The sequence below is a fragment of the Flavobacterium sp. genome (assembly GCF_047602195.1).
Taxonomy (GTDB): domain Bacteria; phylum Bacteroidota; class Bacteroidia; order Flavobacteriales; family Flavobacteriaceae; genus Flavobacterium.
This window is the reverse complement of sequence record NZ_JASGHW010000004.1, coordinates 1,456,082-1,480,190: the sequence shown is the minus strand read 5'-3', so window position 1 is coordinate 1,480,190 and position 24,109 is coordinate 1,456,082. Positions and strand designations below refer to the sequence as shown.

The following is a 24,109-nucleotide window of genomic DNA, read 5'->3' as shown; positions in this document are numbered from 1 at the left end:
TTGATTGGTTGTGTTTGTATTAAAAGCAAATTAGCGAATGAAAACCCAGATTCTCATTCGCTAATTTTCTCATTTTCTCATTATCGCATTCCTTTCATGCCGCCCATCATTTTCATGAGGTTTTTGCCTCCCGGGCCTTGCATCATTTTCATCATTTTGCTCATTTGGTCGAACTGTTTCATCAGTTGGTTAACCTGTTCGATTTTGGTCCCCGAGCCTTTGGCGATGCGGTTCTTGCGCTTGACATCGATGATGGCCGGACGGCTTCTCTCCTGTGGTGTCATCGAGTAGATGATCGCTTCGATGTGCTTGAAGGCATCGTCCTCGATCTCGACATCCTTCATCGCCTTGGATGCACCCGGAATCATGCCCACCAAGTCCTTCATGTTCCCCATTTTCTTGACCTGTTGGATTTGGGTCAGGAAATCATCGAAACCGAATTCGTTCTTGGCGATTTTTTTCTGCAATTTGCGCGCTTCTTCTTCGTCGAATTGCTCCTGCGCACGTTCCACGAGGGAAACGACGTCACCCATACCGAGGATTCTTTCGGCCATACGCGACGGATAGAATACATCGATGGCTTCCATTTTCTCGCCGGTTCCAACGAACTTGATCGGCTTGTTGACCACCGATTTGATTGAGATTGCCGCACCACCTCGTGTATCGCCATCGAGTTTCGTCAGGATGACCCCGTCAAAATTGAGTCGGTCGTTGAAGGCTTTGGCCGTATTGACCGCATCCTGGCCCGTCATCGAATCGACGACGAATAAAGTCTCTTGCGGCTGGATGGCTTTGTGGACATTGGCGATCTCGTTCATCATTTCCTCATCGACGGCCAAACGACCGGCGGTATCGACGATGACGACGTTGAAACCATTGGCTTTGGCGTGCTTAATCGCATTTTCGGCAATGTTGACCGGGTTCTTGTTTTCGGGTTCCGAATAGACTTCTACCCCAATCTGGTCACCGACCACGTGCAACTGGTTGATCGCCGCCGGACGGTATACGTCGCAGGCCACCAACAAAGGCTTTTTATTTTTTTTCGTTTGGAGATAATTGGCGAGTTTTCCTGAGAAAGTCGTTTTACCCGACCCTTGCAGACCCGACATCAAGATGACTGTTGGGTTGCCTGAAAGGTTGATGCCCGCGGCGTCGCCTCCCATCAATTCGGTCAATTCATCCTTGACCAATTTGACGAGCAATTGCCCCGGCTGCAAGGTCGTGAGTACGTCCTGCCCGATGGCTTTGTCTTTTACCTTGGTCGTAAAATCTTTGGCAATCTTGAAATTGACGTCGGCATCGAGTAAGGCGCGACGTACTTCCTTTAAGGTTTCGGCTACGTTGACTTCGGTGATTTTGCCGTGGCCTTTCAAAATGTGGAACGCCTTGTCGAGTTTATCGCTTAAATTATCAAACATGATTTTCTATTTATGAAGCTGCAAATATAGTATAAAGTCGGCAAGCGTCAAAGCCGGAATTTCGAATTTTAACGCCCGTAAACGTTCCCGATAAATAAAAAAAACCAGCCCTTCCGGACTGGTTCTCCTGTATAAAAACTAACTACTAACTATTTTAGTCGAGGCAATGGCTCGTATCGCCTTCGAGTTCGTATAAAATTTGTATTTCCTCCATCTCCAAAGCCTTTTTGTATACGCGCAAATCATCAAGATAGCCTTTGTAATTTCCGCCTATGATCATTCCGAGGATTGAAATCTCATTGGCCCCCATTTGATTGACGTAAGAACCATCCCTGTAAAGTGTCATGGCCGTTTCTCCGTTGTAAGTAATGACCACGTGGTGCCAATTACTGGTGTCTGTACCCAAATTTTGACTGACCCATGAGAAATCATACAAAGTAGGATTGTCGTGGTAGATGATCACCGGCCCGCGTTGCGAAGGCAGGTTGTTATTGCCCAGATTGAGTGCAAATCCTTCCCCGGTAAACAAATCCTCGAAAGTTCCGGCCGGGTTGGTGTCCTGTCTTTTGAACCACAAACTGATGGAAAACGGCACTCCGGGAGGAATGGCGTTAAGCCCAGTCAAAGGAATTTCGATGCGGCTGGTGCCGTCATTGGTATCGAAAGAGATCGCACCATTGAGGTTTCCGCTCCTGTCGGTTACATAATGGGTAGACCCCAATACGGAAGGTACGGCAAAACCAGTCAAATCGTTTACTTCGCCCGCGAACGGAATGTAAGCCGCCAATTGATCGGTAAGCACGTGCGGATTGTCGCAGCCGCAGTTTTCGATGGCGTTGTAGATTTGCGAAGACAATTCGGCATTGCTGTTGATCGTAATGGGTGCGTTGTTCAAGGTCGCCTGCAACGGATAGTTGATCTGGAAATACTGCCCTGCCCCAAGGTTGACCACAAAGGCCAACAAATCGTAATCGTCTTGCATGGTCAACATTTGCGGGGTCTGCGAATTGGCATCATACAGCGAAATATTGAACGGAAACACCAATTTGAAGCAGCCGATTGGCGCAGCACCCGCCGGAATCGGGCAAGTCTGGCGCAAAGTCTGCAATTCGATTACATCTTTCGAGCGTCTGTTCCCCGCCGCCGTTGTGGTTGATCACCAACGGATAATTGAACTCCAGATAATCTTCATCGGCGTTCGAGGCATTGAAAATATTGGCTACATCGAGGTAATCGCTTTCATCTTGTACCGAAAGGAACTGGCCGTTTACAGCGAGATTGATCGGAAGTTTGATCTTGAAACAGCTCGCGCTGTCAAGGACATTGTCGTCTACCGCCCGGGCCTGCGCCACGCGTTGGAGCAGTGTCGTAAGCTGCGAAGATTTGCCCAGCGCTTCGGGATTGACGTAGCTGCTGTTCTCATCGCCCTGGCACGAAACCATCAGGATTACCACAACCGACAGAAGACCGAAGACCTTCCTTAAATCATTTTTCATAGTTCAATTTTCTAGTCCATTTTTGAGTAAAACAAATGATGGCCAAATTACCCTACCCAAGTAAATCTTTTTTTAAGTTAAATCTTATCTTTGGAAAATAAAAATATAAAAATAGGGTTTTTCCCTTCATTCCTGTTATACAGGAAATATTTTTACAAGCCCAATCTCAACCAATGGAAAAAAACGCTTCTAAAGGCATTTGCGAAGAAAACATTTTTGCCGCTTTTTTTAAAGCCAATGCCAAAAGCCTGACGAACTATTTGTACTACAAGTTCGGAAATGCCGATCAGGCGCACGACATCGCCCAGGACGCGTTCATCAAATTGTGGGAAAACTGCAGCAATGTCCCTCCCGAAAAAGCCAAATCTTATGTCTATACGGTGGCCAACAATGCGTCACTGAACCAGATTGCCCACCAAAAAGTAGTGTTGGCGCATGCCAAAAATTCGGCTTCGAACCCCAGTACCGCCGAAAGTCCGGAGTTTATTTTAGAGGAGGCGCAGTTCAAGACCAAACTGCAGGACGCCATCGCCAATCTATCGGAAGCACAACGCACCGCTTTCCTGATGAACCGCATCGATGGAAAAAAATACGCTGAAATCGCCGAAGAACTCGACATCAGCGTCAAGGCCGTTGAAAAAAGGATACACGGTGCCTTGGTTTACCTGCGCAAAGAAATCGGAAAAGTGTAGGTAGGGTTTTTTAAAAATAAAATGTTTTACAACAAAAATAGCAAAATGGAAGAGCAACACGATTTAGCGAAATGGCTGGAAGGCAAGATGACCGCAAGCGAATTGGAAGCTTTTGAAAAGTCCCCAGACTTTGAGACCTACCAGAAAATCAAACAGTATTCGGCCGAATTAGTCGGGCCGCAGATCCATACGGAGGCGATGTACCAAAATATCATCGCGCAACCGAAACAAACAACCATACCGCGCGTGATCAAGATGAAACCCAACTGGATGGCCCGTGTGGCCGCGGTGGCCGCCATTCTCGTCCTCGGATTTTTCATCGCCAAACCACTCGCCAACCAAACACAAATCGCCGCCAATGGCCAGCAGGAAGTCTTTTTCCTGCCCGATCATTCCGAAGTAACGCTGAACTCCGGTTCGGAAATCCGTTACAACAATTGGTTTTGGGACGGCAACCGCTCGCTCGATCTTGAGGGCGAGGCATTCTTCAAAGTAACCAAGGGAAAAACCTTCGATGTCCACACCGATTTGGGTACGGTGACCGTCGTGGGAACGCAGTTCAATGTCAAGGCGCGCCAGCAGCGTTTTGAAGTGACCTGCTTCGAAGGGAAAGTTAAAGTTGCCAATAACAGTGACAAGATTTACCTGACCAAAGGACAAAGCGTTATATTTGAAAACGGAAAACGTATGGCATCGGTAATCAATACCGACTCCAAACCTTCCTGGATGAACTATCAGCTAACATTCAATGCTGAGAATCTCAATGCGGTGATCGCCGAAATCGAGCGCCAATACGACATTGTGATTACAAAAGAAAACATCGCTACCAGCCAGAAATTCACCGGAACCGTTCCGGCCGGAGACATGGAAATGGCCTTGCAAATCATCAGTTCAGCCTATAATTTTAAATACCAAAAGACCGGAAAAAATAGCGTAACCTTTAAACGGTAAATGATTCGACCCAAAATCACTTTCATACTGATTCCACTCGTATGGCTGTTTTCTGTCGTGGCTTTCTCGCAAGAAAAGAAGCCGCTAAAGGTTGTATTAGCCGCGATTGAAAAGCAACACAAGGTCAAATTCAACTACACCGAAGAAACCGTTTCCGATCTCGAGGTCACCCCACCCGAAAGAAAACTGACCCTGATTCAAAAATTAGAGGCGCTCCAAACCGAAGCGCCTTTGGCATTTGAGCTCGTCAACAACCTGTATATTGTCATCACACGCACCCATCCCGAGAAGATTCCGGAGGAGGAAAACCAGATGGCGGCCGACCTCAACGAAGTGGTCATCGAAAGTTTCCTTGCCACGGGTATTTCGAAGAAAAAATACGGCGATGTGGTCATCAAGCCGCAGCAATTTGGGATTTTGCCCGGACTTACCGAACCCGACGTGCTGCACACCATGCAACAAATCCCCGGGATTTACAGCGCCGATGAAACCATCTCGAACATCAACGTCCGCGGCGGCACGCACGACCAGAATTTATTTTTGTGGAATGGCATCCGCATGTTCCAGACCGGACATTTCTTTGGATTGATCTCTGCTTTCGACCCGGCACTCGCCCACACGATTTCGATTTCAAAAAATGGAAGTCCTGCGTTTTATGGCGAAAGCGTTTCGAGTGTCGTCGATATTTCGACCCATACCGACGATATTGAGAAAACCCAATTTGGGATCGGGGCCAACATGATCGGTGCGAATTTTTTTGCCAAGGTCAAGGCGTCGAAAAAAGCATCGTTTGTCGTTTCGGCCAGGCGCTCGTATACCGATGAAATCCAGACACCGACTTACCAAAATTACTACAACCGCATTTTCCAGAATACGATCGTGACCAAGGTCGACAACAACCAGATCGTCGATTACCGCACCAACGAGAATTTCTTCTTTTACGACGGGACTTTCCAGTACCGCCAGAAAATCGGAAGCCAGCACGAATTTTTCATCGACGGCATCGGGATCAAGAACCGGCTTGGCATCAACCAGAATGCGACTGTCGACGGCATCGTGAATTCGAAATACAGCGCGCTCGAGCAGCAAAGTTTCGGATCAAGCCTCAATTGGAAAACTGTTTGGAATACGGCCAACTTTACCAAGATCAATGCCTATGTGTCGTCCTATAAACTGGATGCATTGAACCAATCCGTCGAAAACAACCAGATCCTTGACCAGCAAAACAAAGTGCTCGACTATGGGCTGCGCATCGAAAACCACCACCAGATCAATGCGTTTTGGGCGTTCAACAATGGTTACCAGTTCAACGAAACCGGGGTTTCCAATTTCGACGAGATCAACAATCCGTTCCTCAAAAGACGCATCACCGAGGTCTTGCGCACCCATGCCCTGATCCTCGAAACCGAATATGCCTCGGCAACCAAAGATGCTTTGTTCAAAGGCGGCGTCCGCACCAATTACATCGAAGAACTCCAGAAATGGATCGTCGAGCCGCGGCTCCAATTCAACTATACGTTGTCCAAAACACTCAAGGTGGAAATCCTCGGCGAACAGAAAAGCCAAACGATGGCGCAGGTCGTCGATTTGCAACGCGATTTCCTCGGCATCGAAAAAAGACGCTGGACCGTGGCCGGTGATGAAGTTCCGGTACAGAAAAGCAGCCAGGTTTCCGTTGGTGTTTCCTACAAGGACAACGCGTGGCGCATCGCCATTGACAATTTTTACAAAAAGGTAACCGGGATTTCCTCGCCGGGACAGGCGTTCCAAAACCAATTGGAATTGCTGCGCATCAACGGCGATTATACCGTGGCCGGCACCGAGCTGCTGATCCAACGCAATTTCGAACATTTTTACAGTTGGCTGGGTTACAGTTTCAACCGCAACGAATACCGTTTCGGCTCGTTCGACCCGACGCGTTTCCCGAACAATTACGAATTGCAGCATTCGGTCTCGGCTGCCGCTGTGTATGAAAAGGAACGCTTGAAGATTGCGCTCGGCGGCAAATGGAACTCGGGCCGCCCGACAACGGTTCCGCTCAGTTATTCTGGTTTTACGATTACCTACAACGATCCGAACAAGCGTTATTTGGAAGATTACCTGCAGTTCAATCTCTCGGCTTCGTATTATTGGAACCTGGGCCAAAAAACCAAATTGCAGGCCAATGCCTCGGTACTCAACCTGCTCAACAAAGAAAATGTCATCAACCGCTATTACCGTGTCAACACGACGGCCAATGACATTGAGGTCGTCAATACCTATTCGATGGAACGCACGCCCAACCTGAGTTTGCGCCTGACTTTCTAATTCAACAAAAAATATTTCACCGCGAAGACGAAAAGTTTTACGCAAAGCACACGTTGGCTGCAATACTCATAAAACCTATAACTATGAAGAAATATTATTTGATTTTAATTTTCCTTATAATCGCTCAAACGATAGGGGCGCAATGTGTCAAGTCAATCGCTACAGGTGCCGGACATTCAGGTTATATAGATAATGACGGAACTTTATGGATGTGGGGGCGAAACCTAAACGGACAGCTCGGAAATAATACTACCACCAACAGCAACGTCCCAATCCAGGTCGGCAATCCCGGGGAATGGCAATCCCTAGGTTCCTTTGCCTTCAATCACACCTATGCAATAAAGTCAGACGGCACCTTATGGCAATGGGGGTTTCATATAAGCCCAGGAGCTTCTTGGCCTGGTGTAGATGCGCATATTCCAACACAAGTAGGAACGGCATCAGATTGGAAATTTGTCAGCGCATTCGAACACGTAATGGCAATCAAAACCGATGGATCGCTATGGGGCTGGGGATACAATTACGAAGGACGAGTAGGCAATAATTCGTATACCTATGTTCCTGAGCCCGTCCGTATAGGAACCGACAATGATTGGCTCAGCGTTGCAACTGGGGGATCTTTTACAGCAGCTATAAAAACAGACGGCACATTGTGGGCTTGGGGCGGCAACCGTTATGTAATGACAATCGATAAGCAAAAAACGCCCATCCAGATCGGCAGTGACAATGATTGGCGCAAAATTGATGGCGGTAATAATTTTCTTGTCGCCTTAAAAAATGATGGTACGCTCTGGGAATGGGGTATGAAAGGATATAGTGGTCCTGGCGGTACAAGCGGGATATATCTATGGCCTACGCAGACCAACAGCGATTCTGATTGGGCCGATATTGATGCCGCGCTGTACAAATTTTATGCTATAAAGGAAGACGGTTCGTTTCATTATTGGGGAGATGGTTATGCCGAAAGCAGTGCCAACGATAACAATCCAGCACAACCAACGCTCTTCGGTAGCGACAATGATTGGGAAATTGCCAGTTGCGGTGCCACGCATGGGATGGCTATAAAAACAGATGGAAGTGTGTGGACTTGGGGAAGAAATGAAATGGGAGATCTAGGAAATGGCACCTATGAAACCAGCTACATCCCAATTTTAGTAAAGGATTGTGATATTGCAATACCCGAAGAACCTGGACAATGTGGATGTGAATGTTTGTTCATCCAGAATCCTGTTCACGATTTTGCTACCGTTTCTGCAGAAGGAAATGTTGTTTTTGAAGATGTAACGGTTTATGACATTTCTGGTAAGTCTATTATCTTAAGCCTTGAAAATAATCAGGTATATGTTGGAAATCTTCAACAAGGAATATACCTCGCTGAAGTTAAATGCAAAGGAAAAAGTTATTATAAAAAATTTATAAAAATATAATGGGCACAGCAGCCAACGCACAACTAAGCAAGCGCCAGATGTTACAAGCTACAACGTTTTACTTTCACGAAGAAACATCATATTCGTCAGAGAGAATTCGGTTCGCTTTTTCGCCTGCGCAGTTATGGGTAGCTGATTGCACTTCGGACACATCGGAAATAATTGTTATCTTGTCAAAAAAAAAAACTTATGTCACAAGAAATTGAGAATTTAATTCCACATAGAACTCCCTTTTTATTTGTCGATGAAATAACTTCATTTTCAAATGAAACTATTATTGGCCATAAGACATTTGACGAAAAAGACAATTGGTTGAAAGGAAACTTTCCTGAGTTTGAATATATTCCTGGAACAATCTTAATTGAATCAATGGCACAATGCGGCGGCGCAGGAGTTAAACTTTTAGGAGTGACTAATGGACTATTCGGTCTGGTAAGTATTGACGATGCCGAATTCTATGCTGGCGCTAGATTTACGGATCAAATAACATATGTTATTCAAAATATTCGTTTAAGTGAAAAAATAATTAAACAATCTGGAATTGTTTATGTGAAAGACAAAAAAATTCTAAAGGCAAGCTGGATGTGTGTTAAAATACAGTAGCACTCTCCAAAACTGTCTTTTCAAGCCATTGCCGCGTTTTCGGTAGCCGGAAGTTGCACTTTCACGAACAAACAGTATATTCGTCAGAGCGAACTCAATTCGCATTTTCGCGCCTGCGTAGTTGCGCAAAACAAAGCTTTGTGTACTTAGCAGTGAAAGAAATACTCTAAAATTACATCCTTTCCGGAACCGAAATCCCGAGCAAACCGAAAGCGGCCTTGATGGTATCGCCGACTTTTTGCGACAACTGCACGCGGAATTTCTTCTTCTCCGAATCTTCCTCACCCAAAATCGGAACCGACTGGTAGTAGGAATTGTACTCCTTGACGAGTTCGTAGGTGTAATTGGCCACAAGCGCCGGGCTGTGGTTTTCGGCGGCATCCTGGATGATTTGCGGAAATTGTGCGATGATTTTGAGCAATTCCTTTTCCTTTTCGTGCAATTCGGCAATGTTTGCAACCGAAGCGGTATCGAAATCGGCTTTGCGCAAAATCGATTGGATCCTTGCGTAGGTGTATTGGATGAACGGACCTGTGTTCCCGGCAAAATCAACCGATTCCTTCGGGTTAAACAAAATCTGTTTTTTGGGATCCACTTTTAGGATGTAATATTTCAAGGCGGCCAACCCGATGATTTGGTACAAAACCGCCTTTTCGGCTTCGCTATACCCTTCGAGTTTACCCAAGTCTTGCGAGATCTGTTGGGCCGTTTGGGTCATTTCTACCATCAAATCATCGGCATCTACAACGGTACCTTCGCGGCTTTTCATTTTACCGGAAGGCAATTCGACCATGCCATAGGACAAATGCGTCAAATCTTTGGACCATTCAAAACCGAGTTTCTGCAAAATCAGGAACAACACCTTAAAGTGATAGTCTTGTTCATTACCGACCGTGTAGACCATACCGCCTACGTCAGGGAAATCCTTGACCCGCTGGATCGCGGTTCCGATGTCCTGCGTCATGTAAACGGCCGTACCGTCGGAACGCAGCACGATTTTACGGTCAAGTCCGTCGGCGGTCAAATCGATCCACACCGAACCGTCTGGGTCTTTTTCGAAAATCCCTTTCTCGAGACCGAACTGCACGACTTCTTTGCCCAACAAATAGGTGTTGCTTTCATAATAATAGGAGTCGAAATCGACACCGATGTTGGCATAGGTCTGGTCGAAACCTTCGTAGACCCAGCCGTTCATCATTTTCCAGAGTGCAACGACGGCTTCGTCACCGGCTTCCCATTGGCGGAGCATTTCTTGGGCTTCGAGCAAAATCGGTGCTTGCTTTTTGGCTTCGTCTTCGGTTTTGCCTTCGCCCATCAACGCATTGATTTGTTCCTTATAGGCTTTGTCGAATGCGACGTAATAGTTTCCAACAAGTTTGTCGCCCTTGAGTCCGGTGGATTCAGGTGTTTCGCTGAGACCCGATTGCTGCCAAGCCAACATCGATTTGCAGATGTGAATGCCACGGTCGTTGATGATCTGCGTCTTGTAGACTTTCTTGCCCGAAGCCTTCAGGATTTGCGCGACAGAATAGCCCAACAGCACATTCCTGACGTGCCCGAGGTGCAACGGCTTGTTCGTATTGGGCGAGGCGTATTCGACCATGATCGCTTGGCCTTCGGGGTTTGGCGTAACAAATCCGAATTGCGCATCGGTTTTGATCGTGTTGAAGAAATCAAGGTAATATTGGTCGGAAATGACAATGTTCAAGAAACCCGACACGACGTTGAAACGCTCCACTTCGTTGACATTCTCGACCAAAAACTGTCCGATTTTATTGCCGATCTCGGCCGGATTGCCCTTGATCTGCTTGAGCAACGGAAAAATAACCATCGTAATGTCGCCTTCGAAATCGCGTCGCGTGGCCTGGAATTCGATTTTATCAATCTGAACATCGAACAATCCGGCAATGGCCTTTTGAATTTGCGGGGTAAGAATCTCGGCTAACATAATTATGGTTTTTAAGAGGCGCAAAGATAGCAATATCTGTGGCGATTTGAAAACACAGAAACCTTCAAAATAGATTTAAATCATTTCAATTTCCGTTCAACTGGCCCATTCTTTTATTTTCAACACAGTTATAAACACAAAATGTAAGAATTTTATCTTATTAAAAATGAAAATTGTGCATTTCATCGATTTTTTTTGCATTTAAACGATTTTAATTACAATATTTGACCCGTCAAAACAAAGTACTCTTATTTCCCTAATTAAGATGAACATGAAAAGATTAATACTCATTTTCGCGCTGGCTATTTCTGCCCAGTGTTTTTCCCAGGCCATTACGGTGAGCACTTCCTCGCATACCGTACCCCAGTTGGTCAACAACGTACTGATCAATTCGCCTTGCGTGTCAGCTACGAACATTACCTGGAAAACCGGAACCAATTTCGGATCGTCGAACGGTATCGGTTATTTCAACAACACCAATATGAATTTCCCGATGCCATCGGGCGTGATCCTTTCGACAGGAAATGTCGCCAACGCGCCGGGCCCCAATTCGGTTCACTTGAATGACGGTGACATGAGCTGGCCGGGCGACGCCGACCTCGAGGCGACTTTGGCCGCGGCCGGAATCCCGATGAACTCGGTCAACGCGACAGTGCTTGAATTTGACTTTACCCCTATTTCCCCACAATTTAGTTTCGATTTCCTTTTTGCCTCAGAAGAATATGGAAACTTCCAATGTGAATTCTCGGATGCGTTTGCGTTCTTGTTGACCAACGTCAATACGGGCGTAACGACCAACCTCGCGGTGGTTCCGAATACGAACCTGCCGATTTCGGTCGTGACGATCAGGGATTTCCTGTACAACTCGTCGTGCCCATCGGCCAACGCACAATTCTTTGGAAGTTACAACGGCGGCTCGGCTGCTGCAGGTTCGGCAACGAATTACAACGGACAAACGAAACTCATGAACGCTTCGGCGGTAATGGTTCCGGGAACACCTTACCATATTAAATTGGTCATTGCCGACCGTACCGACAATGAATCGGATTCGGCGATTTTTATCAATTCCGACAGTTTCAACATTGGTCAGGACGCTTTGGGACTGGACTTGACCGTAGCCAACAACACGGCGATCTGCCATGGCCAACCGTACACGATCAATTCAGGTTTAAGCGCCACGACGTATGCCTTCTCTTGGAAAAGAAACAACGCCACGCTTCCGGGTGAAAATGGTCCATCTTTGACCATCACGCAAGCAGGAACTTACGAATTGACTTACCAGTATTTGGTGGGCACTTGTACGCCGATCACCGACTCGGTCCTGATCGAGTACTATCCTGAAATTACGACCCAAAATCCGGTCGACCTGTACAAATGTATCGGCGCCGGTGGAAACTATGTATACGACCTGTCTTACAACACCCCAATTGTAAAGACTGGTTTGAATCCGGCCACTACGGTCACTTACCACAGTTCGCAAACCGCTGCCGAAGCAGGAACTGGCGCATTGCCTTTGAACTATTCGAGTACGGGCAGCCAAACCATCTATGTAAGAATCAAGAGCGCAGACACGCCTTGTCATGTCGTCAAATCGTTCCAGTTGTTGACGTTGCCATCGCCGGTAGCAAACCAGCCGTTGGACATGACGATGTGCGCACGTTCGCAAACCATCAACAATGCCATTTTCAATATTGCTTCACAAACGGCTACCGTTTTGGGTGGGCAAGCGCCGGCACATTATACGGTTACTTACCATACTTCGTTGGCCAATGCCAATTCTGGAACAAATCCGCTTGGAAATACTTACATCGGCATCAACAATGCGGTGGTGTATGTAAGGGTTCAGAACGCAACCGACCCGAGCTGTTTCAGCACGACGAGTTTTACCTTGCACATTGCACCATTGCCTCCTGTCGATTCATTGAACAACCTTGTTCTGTGCGATCCGTATGTGTTGCCTGTATTGACCAACGGAAATTATTTCACAGGACCAAATGGTACCGGAACGCCAAAGTTTGCCGGCGATATCATTACCGAAACCCAAACCATTTATATTTTCAACCAGCCGGGCGGACCCGATTCGTGTTCGGCGGGAAGCAGCTTCAAGATCACCATCATCAATCCTTTGGAATTGTCCCCGGGCAGCGGCACCTATTGTGGAAGCTTCACTTTGCCTCCATTGGAAAATGGTGTTTATTATCCGCAACCGGGCGGTCAGGGTACGCCTTTGACACCGGGAACTGAAATCACGGAAAGCCAAACCTTGTATGTGTATTTCGAATCGTTGACGCCGCCTTTCTGTATCATTGATACCGATTTTACAGTGACCATTTTACCGACCGTGGAAATCGGACAGCAGCCTAATATTTTCGACTGTACTTCTTATATCTTGCCTGCCTTGCCGGGCGGTGGAACCTATTACACCGAACCCAATAAAAATGGAACTGAAGTCCCAGCCGGAACAACCATCACGACAACGACCACGCTGTATGCGTATGCCGATACCGGAGCACCAAATTTCTGTAAATCGGAAAAACAATTTACGGTTTACATCGGATTTACCGCGCCAGCCGATATTTCGCAGTGTAACGGTTATACCTTGCCGACATTACCTATCGGAAATTATTTCACCGGACCAGCGGGAACGGGAGACATGATCCCGGCGGGCACCATCTTGGAAGAAACCGCCACTGTTTACATCTACATCCCGAAAGCGGGCGGCGGCGGACCGAACTGTACCGATAACGTCCATTTCACGGCCTACATCGCCCAGCCGCTCATCGACCACCTCGAAGACGTAACGGTTTGTGACAGCTATACCCTGCCAGTAATCACCAGAGGAACCTATTATACCGGCCCTGAGCAAAGCGGCACCGAATTGGCTGCGGGTGACATCATTGCGTCAACCCAGACGATTTACATCTTCAAGAGATCGACACCGACCTGCTACAACGAGGACAGTTTTACCGTAACGGTGAACCCGAAACCGGCCATCGATTCGAGATCTGATATTGATGTTTGTAATTCGTATACGTTGACCGCGCTCGGCGTGGGTAATTATTTCACCGGACCGGGCGGAACTGGAACGATGCTTCCAGCCGGAACGGTCATCAACAACACCCAGGACATTTACATCTATGCGGTAGGCACCACCGAACCGGCTTGTGTGGCCGAGAACCACTTTACGATTACGGTTTTCTCGATCCATGCCGACGATCCAGCCGATGTAACGGCTTGCGACAGCTATACCTTGCCAGCGTTGACCGTAGGAAACTATTATTCGCAACCCGGCGGTCCCGCTGCAGGCGAAGGCACCTTGATGCACGCCGGAGATGTCATCACGACTTCCAAGACGATTTATGTGTACACCGAATCGGGTGAAAGGATCAACTGTACCGATGAGAACAGTTTCAACATCACGATCAACAACACCCCGGTAATTGCGCCAATGAGCAACCAGAATGCTTGTAATTCCTACACGCTTCCTGCCTTGCCAGTCGGACAAAGCTATTATACCGGAACGAATAAAACCGGGACGCAGCTTTTCGAAAACGATGTGATCACGGCCACGCAAACGCTTTATGTGTATGCCGAAACCGGAACCACCCCAAATTGTGCTGCCGAAAGAAGTTTCGTGGTGACTATTTTCAACGTAGACGAATTGCCAAACGTAACGACCTGTGCGAGCTACACCTTGCCAGCACTTACCAAAGGCCGTTTCTATACCGGTCCAAACGGAACCGGACAGGTGCTCAACGCGGGCCATGTCATCACGAGCACGGCTACAATTTACATCTATGCGACATCGCCGTTCTCCCCTATTTGTTCGGACGAGAGTTCGTTCCAAGTGACGATCGTACCTACGCCGGTGGCGCATAGCGTAAGTTCGACCTTGACGACGGTTTGCGACGAAGACGGAACCAATGACGGCATCACCAATTTCACCTTGACCGATCTCAACGCGGCAGTACTCGGAACACAAACCGGGGCAGAATTCACGGTGGCTTATTATGCCACGATGGACGACGCAATCGGACAGGTCAGCCCAATTACGACCACCAATGCAACATTGGCTTTCGCAAGGGTCAACAACACATTGACTGCGAATTGCTTCGGCGTCCAGGCCATTACGATTTTGGTCAACAAAATTCCGGAGCCGACCCCAATCGGTGGCATCATCTGCTACGACAGCAGAAAACAGGAATTGATCAATGCGTTTACGATTGTCAGCGGACTCAGTGCCTCGAACCACACTTTTGAATGGTTTGACGAAGCGGGTGAGCTCGTAGGAACCGGAAGCAGCTATACGGCGGTATTGCCAGGCGAATATTCGGTCATCGCGACCAATTCATTGACCGGCTGTCCTTCTGCCGAAACTTTTGTAACCGTTAGTCCATCTGAACCGGCTTTGGTCAGCTACACCATCACCGACGATTTTGCCGACAGCCAAACGATTGTCGTCAATGCACAAGGTGTGGGCGGCGACTACGAATACATGCTCGACCACGGCCCATGGCAGGACAGCAATGTGTTTGACAATGTTTCTTCGGGCACGCACACCGTGACGGTGAGGGATAAAAATGGTTGCGGAACCACAACCTCGCAAGCGCTTGTGGTGAACTATCCGAAATATTTCACGCCAAACGGCGACGGCTTCCACGACACCTGGAACATTGTCGACCTGAAACAACAATTGACTTCGACAATCAGCATCTTTGACCGTTACGGAAAATTGCTGACCAAGATCAAACCGAGCGGCGCAGGCTGGGACGGTACATTCAACGGCCAGGCCATGCCATCAACCGACTATTGGTTTGTCGTGAACTATGAAGAAGACGGCATCGAAAAAGAATTTAAGGCGCATTTCGCCATGAAGAGATAACCCCAGCGTCACATTTTTGACGCAGCAAATCCCTATTCCCCAAATCTTTAAAAAGCTCCCTTGCCCAGGGAGCTTTTTTATTGGGAAAAACCGAAAAAAAAATGTAACATTTGCAACTGTTTATCATCTAAACAGCATCCATCATCAACAAAAAAACAAATGAACTTAAAATTACTGCTGTTGTGCTTTTTTGCATCGGTCTTTTCGATGCAGGCACAAAAAAACGGTACGCTTTCAGGTAAAGTGACCGACAAAAACAACGCTCCTATTTCCTATGCCAGTATCGTTCTCAAAGAAGCCGGAAAAATCATCACCGGCGGCATTTCCGACGACAATGGAAATTACGACATCAAGAATCTCGAACCCAAGAACTACACGGTCGAGATCCAATTCATCGGCTACAAGACTTTCACGGGCAAAGCCGATTTCACGACTGGACAACGCAGCATCTCGCTTGGCAAGACGGTACTCGAGGAAGAAGCGACCGAACTCACCGGCGTGAACATCGTTAACGAACATTCGACGATCGAACAGAAAATCGACCGCAAGGTCATCACGGTCGGGAAAGATTTGACGACGGCTGGCGCGACGGCTTCGGACATCATGAACAACATTCCTTCGGTGAACGTGGACCAGGACGGTAAATTGTCTTTGCGCGGCAACGAAAACGTCCGTGTCTTGATCGACGGCAAACCGACCAACATCGACGCCTCCCAATTGCTCAAGCAGATTCCGTCTTCGTCGATCAAAAAGATCGAGTTGATCACCAATCCGAGCGCGAAATACAACCCAGAAGGCATGTCGGGCATCATCAACATCGTGCTGCACAAAAATGCCAATGACGGTTTCAATGCGAGTGTCAACACCGGGGTAACGATTGCCGTGACGCCCAAATACAATGGTTCGATCGACATGAATTACCGCAAGGGCAAGGTCAATTTCTTTGGCAATTACGGCACGAATTTCGGCAACAAATACAACGAAGGTTATGTGTACCGCAAGGACAGTATCATCGAGCAGATCCTCGACATGAAGAATGCCGACAAGAACCACCTGTTCAAAGTGGGCATGGATTATTACATTAACGACCGCAACACGGTTTCGGTGTACACGAACCAGAACTTTTTCTCGGGTGACGGCGACATCAAGACCGATTATTTGTACTGGCAACTGCCAGGTGCCGTCGAATCGCGCGACAAGTATTTGACCAAAAACAACAGCGGTGCGTACAACCTCGCCTTCAAACACGTGTTCCCGAAAGAAGGCCACACGCTCGATTTTGAGGTCAACCACAACATCACCAACAACGACAAGGACATTTATTTCAATTCGGTCAATCGCATCGGCGGGATTTCGACGCTTTCGAATACCGATTTGATTGAGGACGACCGCCAACAAACGACGATCAACCTCGATTATGTCAATCCGCTCAGCGCGAAATCGACGCTCGAATTGGGTGCCGAATCGCGCACGATACGAACCGACAATATTTTCCGTTCGACGCGTACGAGCAGCTTCGATTACAATTACGACCTCGACATCTATTCGGCTTACGCGACGTTTGGACAGAAGTTCGAAAAAATCAGCTACCAGTTGGGCGCGCGTCTCGAAAGCTACAAAGTCGACGCCATCCTCAACGGTGCCACGGCCTATAAGGACGATTACATCACGGTCTACCCATCGGCTTACCTGACGTATACACCGAGCGAGAAAAACAGTTTCCAAATTAGTTACAGCCGACGCGTGGACCGTCCGAGTTTGGAGCAGACCAAGCCGAGTCCGGAATTCGCGACGTTGAAATTGACCTCGATCGGAAATCCGCAGCTCGATCCGCAGTTCACCAATTCGGTCGAAGTGAACTACACGCGTACGTTCGCCAAAAACAAAGGTTCGGTTACCGGGGGCGTATTTTACCGTTTGATCAACGACGAGATCAGCCGCATCCTGTACCCAGACCCGCAGAAAAGCGGCAACCAGATCATGACGTTCGACAACTACGACAACAATACGGCCTTTGGTTTTGAAGTGTCGGCCAATTACAAAATCAACTCTTGGTGGGATGTGCAACCGGCCATCGATTATTCGGCCCTGAAGCAAAAAGGCGCGGTGGCGAAATTCATCCCGAATACGCAGATTTCGTACAGCGAAATTGAGGAAGTCGATGCCAATGCGTTCAACGCCCGACTCAACTCGAACTTCAAGGCGACCAAAAACATCCGTTTCAATTTGTTCGGTTTTTACCGTGGCGGTGTCGAAGGCATCCAGTTCACGAGCGAACCGATGTACAAGATCGACGGCGGCGTGCGTTTCAGCATGCTGAGCAACAAGGCGAGCTTGAGCGTGCGTTTCAACGACATCTTCAACACGATGCAATTTGGTTTCGACGGCGACAATCCGTATCCGCAATCGGGTTATTTTACCTGGGAAAGCCAGTCGATTTTCATCGGGTTCAACTATATGTTCGGTGGCGGAAAAAACCGTGCGTTGCAGCGTAAACAGCGCGACGACAACACCAAACAAAACAGTGGCGGATTATTTTAAAATTGTTACAATAAACCGACAACCGTTACCGTTTTAGAATTTTATTTGAGTTTTAATCATAAGAAAACCCCGGGTGTGCAACCGGGGTTTTCTGTTTTTACTGTTTCATTTTTTTACCAGCGGATGATCGCGCTTCCCCAAGTGAATCCGCTGCCGAAAGCCGCCAAAACGACCAAATCGCCTGACTTGATTTTGCCCTGCTCCCACGCTTCGGTCAATGCAATCGGGATTGATGCCGCCGTAGTGTTGCCGTATTTCTGGATGTTGTTGTACACCTGCTCATCGCTCAGGCGGAATTTCTGCTGGATGAATTGCGAAATGCGCAAATTGGCCTGGTGCGGGATCAGCATGTTGATGTCGGAAACATTGAGATTGTTCGCCTGCAAGCCTTCGTCGATGACTTCCGCGAAGCGCACCACGGCATTCTTGAACACGAATTGTCCGTTCATGTACGGCAGGTAACTTTCATCGTTCGGATCGTTGTCGGCCACGATGTCCGAAACCCAACGGCCGCCCATTCCGGGTGCCTTGACAATCAGTTCTTCTGCATGCTGTCCTTCGGAATGCAAATGTGTCGACAAAATCCCTTTGGCCAAATCCGTTTCACGGCTTAAAACTGCCGCCCCTGCCCCATCGCCGAAAATCACCGAAACGCTTCGGCCGCGGTCGGTAAAGTCGAGACCTGCGGAATGTACTTCGGAACCGATGATCAGTATGTTTTTGTACATGCCCGACTTGATGTACTGGTCGGCCACGGAAATCGCATACACAAAACCCGAGCACTGGTTGCGGATGTCAAGCGCGCCCACGGTTTTGAGCCCCAAATCGCGTTGCACCAAAACGCCCGGTCCCGGAAAGTAATAGTCCGGGCTCAGCGTCGCGAAGATGATGAAGTCGATGTCGTCCTTGGAAATACCCGAACGTTCAATCGCAATCTTGGCGGCCTTCACGCCCATGGTCGTGGTTGTATCTTCCCCTTTGATGATGTGTCTTCGCTGCTGGATTCCGGTACGTTCCTGGATCCATTCGTCACTGGTATCCATGATTTTCGACAGCGCGTCATTGGTTACCACATTTTCGGGCACATAATAACCGAGCCCCGTTATTTTGGAATGATACATATTTGCTATTTTATAAAAATTCGAATGGCAAATTTACGCAAACCGCAAAATTGCATCACACAAGATAAGTTATTTTTAGCATTTGGCAATTTTGGCGTACAAAAAAACCAATCAACTGATTGGTTTTAGGCAAGTTGTACCTGTAATTTATTTGACAAATCTAATGGATTGCCTTCCTGTATTCGTATGCAAGTTGATCAGGTAAACGCCCGATGCATAAGGGAAATCGAAGGTATAGCTTTTCTTTCCGGCCGCTGCAATGTCGTCGCGCTGCAATTCCTTGATGCGACGGCCCGAAGCATCGTACAGTTCGAGTCGCAAATGGTCGGCTTCGGTGAATTCGATCGTCACATGGAGTTTGTCCTTGACCGGATTCGGGTTGACCGCAGCCTTGAGCGGTGTACGCGCTTTTTCAACAAAGGCCGCATTCCCAAGATCGTTCGTAAATTTATAGACCGTCGTTCCCGAAGCATAAGCCAGGTTGTTGCTCATGATTTGGATGCGGTTCAGGTTGCTGCCCACATGGATGTTTGTCCAGGTCTGGCCGCCATCGGTCGTTTCGAGGAATTCCGAATTGTGCCCGCCCATCCAACCGTGATCGGCCGTCAAGAAACCGACTGCCTGGATATCGGTGTCGGGCACTTCGTGGCTGGTCCAGTTTGTACCGCCATCGAGCGTGCGCACGAGTTTACCCAGATTCGGGGCAACCGATTCGACCGAGCCAAAAATTACATTGGCATCGGATGCCAAAATTTGCAGTTTCCAAACGTATTCGCCTTCGATATTGGTGTTGTAGATTTCGGTCCAGCTTGCGCCGCCATCGGTGGTTTTCAAAATGGTTCCGCCATTATTGCTTTGCCCGGAGGCATACCCTGTATTTTCATCGACAAACAGGATTTCGACCAAAGCCACGGCATATTCACTCATATTGATGTATTGCCAAGTTTCGCCACTGTCGATCGATTTGATGATGTAGGCCGGCGAAAAATAAGCTCCGCAACCATAGACCGTTGAAGTCCCGACACAGTCGATTCCGCAGATGGCCTGTGGTGTCGTCGGAAAATTGTTGACAATCGACCAGGTCACACCGCCATCGGTCGTGCGCAAGAACTTGTTGTTGGTCAGCGTACCGACAAAACCAATGTTTTCGTTGAGGAATTCGACATTGCGGAAATAATAATTGCCCGGCAATTGTGCCGTTTGCTCTGCGATTTGCAGCGTCCAGGTCAGGCCGCCATCGGTGGTTTTGTAGATGGCCGCGTTCGAGCCGTTGGCCGCCCATCCGAGGTTGTCGTTGAGGAAAAACACATCGTCGAACCGCTGGTGGTTTGCATTGACCGGCAGCGATGGAACAGCCTGCCATTCTTGGGCCGAAGCGGAAAATGCGATCAATAAAAGCAGGTAAATTTTCTTCATGGGTATTTTTTTTACAAATGTAACATTTTAGAATATTCGAGAAAGACGCCGGTGCCCGAGGTGATTCCGATCGGGTTTTCAAAAAAAAGCCTTCCCTTTTCATAGGTTGCCTCAATCAAAAAACCGTTGCCCGTAAAAAAAGATTTGACGACCGTTGCCTTGAGCTTCGATTGACCGACGACCTTTAATTGGTGCGGATAACACAAAACCGTCGCGGTTTCGGCGCCAGTGATGAACTTCGAAGGAATTTCATTGACTTCTTCAAAAAGCGAGGCCGTATAATAATCGTCCGGGTTTTCGTAAATGGCTTTGGGATTGCCTTTGCGGTGGATTTTCCCGGATCGCATCACGAGCGTTTCATCTGCGAAAGCGAGAATGTCGGTCGCATCGTGGGTTGCAAAAATGCAACTGATTTGGCGCTCCTTCAAATAACGGAACAGGTTGCGGCGCAATTTGTTTCGCCTAAATGCATCGATTTGGCTGAACGGCTCGTCGAGCAAAAGCACTTCGGGTTCGAGCGCAAGTACACGGGCCAGGGCGACGCGTTGTTGTTGGCCGCCGCTTAGATATTGGGCCTTGGTTTGGGCGAATTCGGTCATTTCGACCATATCGAGCAGTTCGGCGACCCGTTGTTTTTTGCGGTCCTTGTAAATGTTCGACAGGTATTTCCCGATGTTTTCCTCGACCGTAATAAACGGCATCAGGTCGAAATCCTGCGCGAGGTATTTCATGAAATCCATGCCCGGAATCAGGTTGAATCTAGGGCCGAAAATGGGTTTGCCTTCGTAGCTGATTTCGCCTTCGTTCAAATCGTACAGTCCATACATCAATTTGAGCAACGTGCTTTTTCCACAGCCGCTTTCGCCGATCAAGGCCAAATGCTGTCCTTTGGGAACCGTCAAACTGATGTGGTCGACGACCATCCGGTGTTGGTAGGCAAATGAAATTTGGCGGAGTTCTAGCATGCGCCAAAATTAGCGCAAAAAGGCTTCGGTTATTGAAATCCTGTAAAAAAGAATGGATGCGAAAAAATAGAACGCGCTTTGGCAATAATCCGAACCTTCACGCAGACGCGCCGGCATACATTTGCCAGACATCATCCTATTCAATCCATCGTCATGAACAAAGTCTCGCTTTTCTATTTTGTCTTGATTGCCACAACTTGTCTCCGGACGCAGGCGCAGGTCGGTATTGCGACCACCGTACCCGCCGCCCAACTGGACATCCGTTCTTCGAACCAGTCGGCCCCATCCCAAACCGATGGGATTTTGATTCCCAAAGTCGATGCGTTTGCGGCAGTCAACCCAACTGCGGCGCAACAGGGCATGCTGGTGTACCTTAATGTAGCCGCTACCGGAAAACCGGTTGGGTTTTACTATTGGGATTTCCCGACCTTGGGTTGGATTGGCATTTCAACGGTCATCAATTCCGACAAGGACTGGCTGGAATCGGCAACGGGATTGGGTCCTGACGACAGCAACGACGACATCTATCATCTGGGCAATACAGCCATCGGCAAAGTCACGCCGACGGTTCCTTTGGACATTGAAAATACGACCAAGACGTCGAACATCCTCAACACCGCCAATTTCAGCAATACCCTTTCTACGTTGCGTGCGGGACTTTCCAATGCCATCAGTGCGACCAGCAGTACCGATGCGATTGCGGGGGTGATGCAGACGCTTTCGGGCAATTCGACCAGCGGCAACCGATACGGAATGCACAATACATTTTCGGGCAACCCGTTTGGGGAATTCTACGGCACCTACAACAATTTCCTGAGCACCAGCCTCAGTACGCAATACGGAACCTGGAACAATTTCACGAGCAATTCCTGGGGCAACCGCTACGGATTGTACAATACCATCGGAGGCAACGGCGGCGGTTACCAATTTGGGGTTTATTCGGTATTCAACAATACCGGCAGCGGCGAACAACGCGGCATGCAAAATACATTTAACGGACCGGGCGGTTTTGGCAGTTCTAAATATGGCGTCCACAACCAGATGCTGGGCGCCAACGATTCGAGTTATTACGGCACCTACAACCAGATGAATTCGACGGGAACGGGAAGCAAATACGGCATGTTCAATGATTTTTCGAATGGCACCGGAACCAAATACGGCAGTTTTTTGATGACGAGTTCGACCCAAACGCAATACGGTATGTACAACAACATGAATATCCTGAGCGGTTTCGGGAGCAATTTTGGGGTGTACAACGTATTGACTTCTGCGGCTACCAGTGGCGGTTACCAGTACGGCGTGTACAATTCGCTGAGCGGAACCAACACCAGTGATGTGGCCGGCACGCTCAATTTTATCGACAACACCGGCAGCGGCTTTGGGTACCATTATGGCACTTCGAATGTCTTGAGCGGATTGTCCGATGCGTGGCGGTATGGCGTGGCCAATAATCTCAACGGCAATGGCAACGGCACCCAGATTGGAACATCGAACACGCTTTCGGGCAATGGATCGGGGCAACACTTTGGTACACAAAACCTGATTTCGGGTTCGGGCAGTGCCATCCAGACCGGTATGTTCACCCACATTTACAATACCGGAAACGGCGACCATTATGCCGTGAGCAGCAACATGACCGGAACGGGAACGGGATCGCATTACGGTACCTACAACACGCTTTCGGGAACCGGAACCGGCAACAAATACGGCGTTTACAGTTTGATTGCACCGGCTGCGGGCGGAACGCATTACGGCGTCTATTCGATAGCGACCAAAACGGGAAGTTATTCGGGTTATTTCCTCGGCAGCATGGCCATCGGAACGACCATCGCCAACACCTATACGATGCCACCTTCACGCGGAACCAACGGACAAGTCATGCAAACCGACGGTTCGGGCAATGTCAGTTGGGCAAACCCGAACAGCGGGATGTCGCTTTCGCGCGCCAACTTAACGACGAACCAAAGTTTGACGACAACGGGCTGGCAAAAAATCAATTTCAATACCGAATCTTTCGATGTCAACGGTGATTACAATCCTGCAATGGGCCGTTTTACCGCACTCAAGGCCGGTTACTACCGGGTCAATGCGACCTTCCACACGAACAGTCTGGCGAGCACCGATTTCTATTCGATCGGCGTGTACAAAAACGGTTTGCTGTACCAGGAAAGCTCGGCCAACCATTTGAACAACGGCCCGGTTATTCGTACCATCAACTGTGTGGTGCCGCTGGCCGTGGGCGAATACATCGAAATCTACACGCAGAACTACCAATCGGGCGTTCAGATCGATTCGTTCGCCCCCAAAACTTTTTTCGAAGTCGAGCAAATCCAGTAAATAAA

General features: G+C 48.3%; 15 protein-coding genes. 8 read left to right on the top strand and 7 right to left on the bottom strand.

The window, feature by feature from the left end:
* Window positions 1-80: 80 nt before the first annotated feature.
* From ffh to QM717_RS12725, 3 genes are all read right to left on the bottom strand, one after another.
* Entirely contained in the window at window positions 81-1,418 is a 1,338-nt protein-coding gene (ffh, locus tag QM717_RS12735; protein ID WP_415037875.1) for a signal recognition particle protein, read from the bottom strand.
* 154 nt (window positions 1,419-1,572) lie between these two features.
* On the bottom strand, window positions 1,573-2,517 hold the full coding sequence (locus QM717_RS12730) for a LamG domain-containing protein (protein WP_415037873.1): 945 nt from the start codon (window positions 2,515-2,517) through the stop codon (window positions 1,573-1,575).
* Window positions 2,432-2,914 (bottom strand): hypothetical protein, encoded by a 483-nt coding sequence (locus QM717_RS12725; protein ID WP_415037871.1) that lies wholly within the window; start codon window positions 2,912-2,914, stop codon window positions 2,432-2,434. Before QM717_RS12725 ends, QM717_RS12730 begins: the two co-directional genes overlap by 86 nt.
* 173 nt (window positions 2,915-3,087) lie before the next feature.
* Between QM717_RS12725 and QM717_RS12720 the strand changes: the two genes are divergently transcribed.
* The 5 genes from QM717_RS12720 to QM717_RS12700 all read left to right on the top strand — a co-directional run bounded on the left by QM717_RS12720 (window position 3,088) and on the right by QM717_RS12700 (window position 8,894).
* Complete coding sequence (locus QM717_RS12720; protein ID WP_415037869.1) at window positions 3,088-3,606, top strand: RNA polymerase sigma factor; 519 nt, start codon at window positions 3,088-3,090, stop codon at window positions 3,604-3,606.
* Window positions 3,607-3,651: 45 nt separating this feature from the next.
* On the top strand, window positions 3,652-4,557 hold the full coding sequence (locus QM717_RS12715; RefSeq protein ID WP_415037867.1) for a FecR family protein: 906 nt from the start codon (window positions 3,652-3,654) through the stop codon (window positions 4,555-4,557).
* The gene (locus tag QM717_RS12710) at window positions 4,558-6,864 is read left to right on the top strand and encodes a TonB-dependent receptor plug domain-containing protein (RefSeq protein WP_415037865.1); all 2,307 of its coding nucleotides are present in this window, start codon (window positions 4,558-4,560) and stop codon (window positions 6,862-6,864) included.
* An 83-nt stretch (window positions 6,865-6,947) separates the two neighbouring features.
* Window positions 6,948-8,291: a T9SS type A sorting domain-containing protein gene (locus tag QM717_RS12705; protein WP_415037863.1), complete on the top strand. Its 1,344-nt coding sequence runs from the start codon at window positions 6,948-6,950 to the stop codon at window positions 8,289-8,291.
* A gap of 189 nt (window positions 8,292-8,480) precedes the next feature.
* Window positions 8,481-8,894, top strand: a complete 414-nt coding sequence (locus QM717_RS12700; RefSeq protein ID WP_415037862.1) for a 3-hydroxyacyl-ACP dehydratase FabZ family protein — start codon at window positions 8,481-8,483, stop codon at window positions 8,892-8,894.
* A gap of 172 nt (window positions 8,895-9,066) precedes the next feature.
* Here QM717_RS12700 and argS read toward each other — a convergent pair whose 3' ends face one another.
* A complete protein-coding gene (gene argS, locus QM717_RS12695; RefSeq protein WP_415040121.1) occupies window positions 9,067-10,845 on the bottom strand; it encodes an arginine--tRNA ligase in 1,779 nt (592 codons plus the stop codon).
* Window positions 10,846-11,113: 268 nt separating this feature from the next.
* On the opposite strand from argS, the gene QM717_RS12690 reads away from it, so the two are divergent.
* Window positions 11,114-15,724 (top strand): choice-of-anchor L domain-containing protein, encoded by a 4,611-nt coding sequence (locus QM717_RS12690; protein WP_415037860.1) that lies wholly within the window; start codon window positions 11,114-11,116, stop codon window positions 15,722-15,724.
* 159 nt (window positions 15,725-15,883) lie between these two features.
* Entirely contained in the window at window positions 15,884-18,265 is a 2,382-nt protein-coding gene (locus QM717_RS12685) for an outer membrane beta-barrel protein (protein WP_415037858.1), read from the top strand.
* A 113-nt stretch (window positions 18,266-18,378) separates the two neighbouring features.
* Here the strand turns inward: QM717_RS12685 and QM717_RS12680 are convergent, their stop codons facing one another.
* The 3 genes from QM717_RS12680 to QM717_RS12670 form a co-directional block, all read right to left on the bottom strand.
* The gene (locus QM717_RS12680; RefSeq protein WP_415037856.1) at window positions 18,379-19,386 is read right to left on the bottom strand and encodes a 3-oxoacyl-ACP synthase III family protein; all 1,008 of its coding nucleotides are present in this window, start codon (window positions 19,384-19,386) and stop codon (window positions 18,379-18,381) included.
* A gap of 147 nt (window positions 19,387-19,533) precedes the next feature.
* On the bottom strand, window positions 19,534-20,802 hold the full coding sequence (locus QM717_RS12675) for a YCF48-related protein (RefSeq protein ID WP_415037854.1): 1,269 nt from the start codon (window positions 20,800-20,802) through the stop codon (window positions 19,534-19,536).
* A gap of 11 nt (window positions 20,803-20,813) precedes the next feature.
* The gene (locus QM717_RS12670) at window positions 20,814-21,767 is read right to left on the bottom strand and encodes an ABC transporter ATP-binding protein (protein WP_415037853.1); all 954 of its coding nucleotides are present in this window, start codon (window positions 21,765-21,767) and stop codon (window positions 20,814-20,816) included.
* 153 nt (window positions 21,768-21,920) lie between these two features.
* Between QM717_RS12670 and QM717_RS12665 the strand changes: the two genes are divergently transcribed.
* The gene (locus QM717_RS12665) at window positions 21,921-24,104 is read left to right on the top strand and encodes a hypothetical protein (protein ID WP_415037851.1); all 2,184 of its coding nucleotides are present in this window, start codon (window positions 21,921-21,923) and stop codon (window positions 24,102-24,104) included.
* The last annotated feature ends 5 nt before the right edge of the window (window positions 24,105-24,109 follow it).

Bases quoted from the DNA above. Each gene is read 5' to 3' on its own strand.
- ffh (WP_415037875.1), bottom strand. From the start codon at position 1,418: ATGTTTGATAATTTAAGCGATAAACTCGACAAGGCGTTCCACATTTTG.
- QM717_RS12725 (WP_415037871.1), bottom strand. From the start codon at position 2,914: ATGAAAAATGATTTAAGGAAGGTCTTCGGTCTTCTGTCGGTTGTGGTA.
- QM717_RS12720 (WP_415037869.1), top strand. From the start codon at position 3,088: ATGGAAAAAAACGCTTCTAAAGGCATTTGCGAAGAAAACATTTTTGCC.
- QM717_RS12715 (WP_415037867.1), top strand. From the start codon at position 3,652: ATGGAAGAGCAACACGATTTAGCGAAATGGCTGGAAGGCAAGATGACC.
- QM717_RS12710 (WP_415037865.1), top strand. From the start codon at position 4,558: ATGATTCGACCCAAAATCACTTTCATACTGATTCCACTCGTATGGCTG.
- QM717_RS12705 (WP_415037863.1), top strand. From the start codon at position 6,948: ATGAAGAAATATTATTTGATTTTAATTTTCCTTATAATCGCTCAAACG.
- QM717_RS12700 (WP_415037862.1), top strand. From the start codon at position 8,481: ATGTCACAAGAAATTGAGAATTTAATTCCACATAGAACTCCCTTTTTA.
- QM717_RS12690 (WP_415037860.1), top strand. From the start codon at position 11,114: ATGAAAAGATTAATACTCATTTTCGCGCTGGCTATTTCTGCCCAGTGT.
- QM717_RS12685 (WP_415037858.1), top strand. From the start codon at position 15,884: ATGAACTTAAAATTACTGCTGTTGTGCTTTTTTGCATCGGTCTTTTCG.
- QM717_RS12680 (WP_415037856.1), bottom strand. From the start codon at position 19,386: ATGTATCATTCCAAAATAACGGGGCTCGGTTATTATGTGCCCGAAAAT.
- QM717_RS12675 (WP_415037854.1), bottom strand. From the start codon at position 20,802: ATGAAGAAAATTTACCTGCTTTTATTGATCGCATTTTCCGCTTCGGCC.
- QM717_RS12670 (WP_415037853.1), bottom strand. From the start codon at position 21,767: ATGCTAGAACTCCGCCAAATTTCATTTGCCTACCAACACCGGATGGTC.
- QM717_RS12665 (WP_415037851.1), top strand. From the start codon at position 21,921: ATGAACAAAGTCTCGCTTTTCTATTTTGTCTTGATTGCCACAACTTGT.